Genomic DNA, 4,429 nt, shown 5'->3' with positions numbered 1-4,429 from the left:
GGTCCGCGCGGTGCAGCTCGCCGCGCGCCTGCACACCGCGACGCCGTGAGCCTTGCGCAGACGCTCGCACGCCGGCTCCCGGTGGGCCGTGCGGTGCTCGCCGGCGTGGTCCTGGGTGTCGCCGTGCTGGCCTCGACGGGCCCGGCCTGGGTGCTCGCGACGACGTCGACCGCCGTCGCGGCGCAGGTGCCGCTGGCCGTGGCCGGCGCCCAGGCCGCGCCCGGCGTGGGCGCCGGCGGGCTCGTGGTGCTCGCCGCGGCCGGTGCGCTGGCGCTCGGCGGACGGGCGATCCGGTGGACGGCACTCGTCGGCCTGTCGCTCGGCGGGCTGCTCGTGGTCGGCTCTGGCCTCGGCGCGCTGTCCACGGTGCAGGCCGTCGCCCTGGCCCAGGCCCGCACGGCGACGGGGGTCGCGGTGCTCGACGGCCCCGCCGTCGGGACGGCGTGGCCGTGGGTGGCCGCCGGCCTCGGCGCGGTGGTCCTGCTCCTGGCGCTGCTCGCCGGTGTCGCGGCCAGCGCGTGGCCACCGCCCGGCACGCGGCACGAGCGCGAGCCCGCCGCCGATGCGACGTCCTGCTGGGACCTGCCCGACCCCGACGACGAGCCCGCCGCCCGCTGAGGGGGCACCCGGCGCTGCCGGCGCTGGCGGGCACCGCGCGCCGTGTTCGGTAGGCTCGCCTCACCAGACGAAAGGGGCCCGCCATGGGCGAGTCGACACCGCTGTCAGCGCCGGCCGACCTGCCAGCGGGCAGCCCGCCGGCCAACCACGGTCGCACGACGGCGGCGTGGGTCACCGTGACGGTCGTCGTCATCGGTGCGCTCATCAGCTCGCTCGCCGTCGTGGCAGCGCTCCCGTGGCTCTTCTGGGCGGGGCTCGTGGTCATCGCCGTCGGCCTCGTGGCCGGGCGTGCGCTGCGGATGCTCGGCTTCGGCCAGCCGCACGTGGCCGACGCCGGGACGGACGCCCGATCCTGAGCGCCGGCGGCCGCGACGGTCCCACCACGTGGGCGCGGTCGGCCCGCGGCGCAGCCCGCCCTACGATGACGGTGACGGTCGGCGGGGGATCGGTCCGGGGAGGTGGCGCATCGTGAGTGTCCTGGACGACATCGTCGCCGGGGTCCGTGAGGACCTCGCGCGACGTGAGGAGGCCACGCCGCTGGGCGTGGTCAAGGAGCGTGCCGCGCGGCTGCCGGAGGCCAAGAAGGCCCTGCCCCGCCTGCACGACGAGGCAGCGGTCGCGGTCATCGCCGAGGTGAAGCGGTCCAGCCCGAGCAAGGGTGCGCTGGCCGACATCGTCGACCCGGCCGCGCTGGCCGGCGAGTACGAGGCGGGCGGCGCGGCCGTCATCTCCGTGCTCACGGAGGGGCGCCGGTTCTCGGGCAGCCTCGCGGACCTGGACGCCGTGCGGGCCACGGTGGACGTCCCGGTGCTGCGCAAGGACTTCATCGTCACGCCCTACCAGGTGTGGGAGGCCCGCGCCCACGGGGCCGATCTCGTCCTGCTCATCGTCGCCGCGCTCGAGCAGACCGTGCTGACCTCGCTCGTCGAGCGCGTCCACTCGCTCGGCATGGCGGCGCTCGTCGAGGTGCACGACGCGGAGGAGGTCGCCCGCGCGGTCGATGCCGGGGCGCTGTGCATCGGCGTCAACGCGCGCAACCTGCGCAACCTCGAGGTGGACCGCACGACGTTCGCCCGGCTCGCCCCGCTCATCCCCAGCGGGATCGTGCGGATCGCCGAGTCCGGGGTGCGCGGCCCGCACGACGTCATGGACTACGCGCGCTCCGGCGCGGACGCCGTCCTCGTCGGCGAGAGCCTGGTGACGGGACGGGACCCGCGCGCCGCCGTCGCCGACCTCGTCGCCGCGGGCGCCCACCCCTCGCTGCGGGCGGTACGCCAGTGACCCAGCCCACCGACCGGCAGCCCGAGCAGCCGGCCGTCGGCCCGACGACGGCCGCGGCCGGCTCGGGGCCCTACTTCGGCGACTTCGGCGGGCGGTTCGTCCCCGAGGCGCTCATCGAGGCGCTCGACGAGCTCTCGACGGAGTGGGACAAGGCCCAGGCGGACCCGGCCTTCGCGGCAGAGCTGACCCACCTGCACCGCACGTACACGGGCCGCCCGAGCATCATCACCGAGGTGCCGCGGTTCGCCGCGCACTGCGGCGGCGTGCGGGTGATCCTCAAGCGCGAGGACCTCAACCACACCGGTTCGCACAAGATCAACAACGTGCTCGGCCAGGCGATGCTGACCAAGCGGCTGGGCAAGAGGCGGGTCATCGCCGAGACCGGTGCCGGGCAGCACGGCGTCGCGACGGCGACGGCAGCGGCGCTGTTCGACCTCGACTGCACCATCTACATGGGCGAGGAGGACACGCGCCGTCAGGCGCTCAACGTCGCCCGGATGCGCCTGCTCGGCGCCGAGGTGGTGCCCGTGACCACGGGCTCGCGCACGCTCAAGGACGCGATCAACGAGGCGCTGCGCGACTGGGTCACCAACGTCGGGACGACGAACTACGTGTTCGGGACCGTCGCCGGCCCGCACCCGTTCCCCGCGATGGTGCGCGACCTGCAGAAGATCATCGGCATCGAGGCGCGCCAGCAGGTGCTCGACCTCGTCGGACGCCTGCCCGACGTGGTCGCGGCCTGCGTCGGCGGCGGCTCCAACGCGATCGGGATCTTCCACGCCTTCCTCGACGACGTCGACGTCCGGCTGGTGGGGCTCGAGGCCGGGGGCGACGGCGTCGAGACCGGCCGCCACGCCGCGACCCTCACCGGCGGCACGCCGGGCGTGCTGCACGGCGCGCGCTCCTACCTGCTCCAGGACGAGGACGGCCAGACCGTCGAGAGCCACTCGATCTCGGCCGGGCTGGACTACCCGGGGGTGGGGCCAGAGCACTCGTGGCTCAGCACCATCGGGCGCGCCGAGTACCGGCCGATCACCGACGCGCAGGCGATGGAGGCCTTCCGCCTGCTGTGCCGCACCGAGGGGATCATCCCCGCGATCGAGTCGGCGCACGCGCTGGCCGGTGCCATGCAGCTGGGCCAGGAGGCCGTCGCCGCGGGCCGGCCGGACACCGTCATCCTCGTCAACCTCAGCGGACGCGGTGACAAGGATGTCGAGACCGCGGCGGCGTGGTTCTCCCTGCTCGACGAGGCGGCGCCGTGAGCGCCCGGAGCAGCACGGGCGAGCGGCTCGATGGGCTGCGCGCCGAGGGTCGTGCTGCGCTCGTCGGCTACCTGCCCGTGGGCTACCCCGACGTCGCGGGCTCCATCGCCGCGGCGCGCGCGATGGTCGACGCGGGCGTCGACGTCGTCGAGCTGGGCCTGCCGTACTCCGACCCGGTCATGGACGGCCCGCTCATCCAGCACGCCGTCGAGCGCGCGCTGGCCGGCGGGGTGCGCACGCGCGACACCCTCACCGCCGTCGAGGCTGTCGCCGCGACAGGCGTCCCCGTGCTCGTCATGAGCTACTGGAACCCCGTCGTGCGCTACGGCGTCGACGCGTTCGCGCGGGACCTCGCCGCGGCGGGCGGCGCGGGTCTCATCACGCCGGACCTCATCCCCGACGAGGCCGGCGAGTGGCTCACGGCCTCGGACGCGCACGGGCTGGACCGCGTGTTCCTCGTCGCCCCGAGCTCGACGCCGGAGCGGCTGGCCCTCACGGCCGCCGCCGCGCGCGGCTTCGTCTACGCGGCCTCGACGATGGGCGTCACCGGGACACGCGCCAGCGTGGGCGGCGACGCTGCCCGGCTCGTCGCGGACACCCGGGCAGCGGGCGCCGCACGCGTCTGCGTCGGCCTCGGCGTCAGCACGGGGGCCCAGGCGGCCGAGGTCGCGGCCTTCGCCGACGGGGTCATCGTCGGCAGCGCCTTCGTCCGACCCCTCGTCGACGCGGCCGACCCGGCCCAGGGCAGGGCGGCCCTGGCGGCCGTCGTGGCCGACCTCGCCGCCGGCGTCCGGTCGGCCGTCCGATGACGGGGCTGCTCACGTCGCTGCCCAGCCCGTCGCAGTCGGTCTGGTACCTGGGCCCGTTCCCGCTGCGCGCCTACGCGCTGGCCATCATCGCCGGCATCGTCGTGGCGGTGTGGCTCACGCAGCGCCGGTGGGTCGAGCGCGGCGGCGAGGCGGACACGGTCCTGGAGATCGTCTACTGGGCCGTGCCGTTCGGCATCGTCGGTGGGCGGATCTACCACGTCATCTCCTCCCCGGACGCGTACTTCGGCCCCGGGGGGGACCCCATCAAGGCGCTGTACATCTGGGAGGGCGGGCTCGGGATCTGGGGCGCCATCGCCCTGGGTGCCGTGGGTGCCTTCATCGGCGCGCGGCGGCAGGGCGTGAGCTTCGTCGTCTTCGCGGACGCCGTGGCCCCGGGGCTGCTCGTGGCCCAGGCCCTCGGCCGGCTCGGCAACTGGTTCAACCAGGAGCTCTTCGGCG

6 protein-coding genes are annotated in these 4,429 nt (G+C 75.5%); all 6 read left to right on the top strand.

The genetic code is table 11. The annotated features are described in order from the left end of the window. A partial coding sequence (locus PKY62_RS12195; protein ID WP_324537342.1) for a Trp biosynthesis-associated membrane protein occupies positions 1-618 on the top strand: 618 nt, incomplete at its 5' end. Positions 619-701: 83 nt separating this feature from the next. Beyond that, complete coding sequence (locus tag PKY62_RS12190) at positions 702-974, top strand: HGxxPAAW family protein (protein ID WP_324537340.1); 273 nt, start codon at positions 702-704, stop codon at positions 972-974. A gap of 112 nt (positions 975-1,086) precedes the next feature. Continuing rightward, a complete protein-coding gene (gene trpC, locus PKY62_RS12185) occupies positions 1,087-1,899 on the top strand; it encodes an indole-3-glycerol phosphate synthase TrpC (RefSeq protein ID WP_324537338.1) in 813 nt (270 codons plus the stop codon). Next, positions 1,896-3,161, top strand: a complete 1,266-nt coding sequence (gene trpB / locus PKY62_RS12180; protein WP_324537335.1) for a tryptophan synthase subunit beta — start codon at positions 1,896-1,898, stop codon at positions 3,159-3,161. The genes trpC and trpB overlap by 4 nt, the downstream gene beginning before the upstream one ends. Further along, a complete protein-coding gene (gene trpA, locus PKY62_RS12175; RefSeq protein ID WP_324537333.1) occupies positions 3,158-3,970 on the top strand; it encodes a tryptophan synthase subunit alpha in 813 nt (270 codons plus the stop codon). The genes trpB and trpA overlap by 4 nt, the downstream gene beginning before the upstream one ends. Beyond that, positions 3,967-4,429 (top strand): prolipoprotein diacylglyceryl transferase family protein (locus PKY62_RS12170; RefSeq protein ID WP_324537331.1); only part of this gene is annotated, 463 nt, incomplete at its 3' end. The genes trpA and PKY62_RS12170, both read left to right, overlap by 4 nt.

It is taken from the genome of Actinotalea sp. (assembly GCF_035443605.1).
Taxonomy (GTDB): Bacteria; Actinomycetota; Actinomycetes; order Actinomycetales; family Cellulomonadaceae; genus Actinotalea.
Note: the sequence above shows the minus strand (reverse complement) of the source record. Positions and strands in the feature narration are given on the sequence as shown.

Bases quoted from the DNA above. Each gene is read 5' to 3' on its own strand.
- PKY62_RS12190 (WP_324537340.1), top strand. From the start codon at position 702: ATGGGCGAGTCGACACCGCTGTCAGCGCCGGCCGACCTGCCAGCGGGC.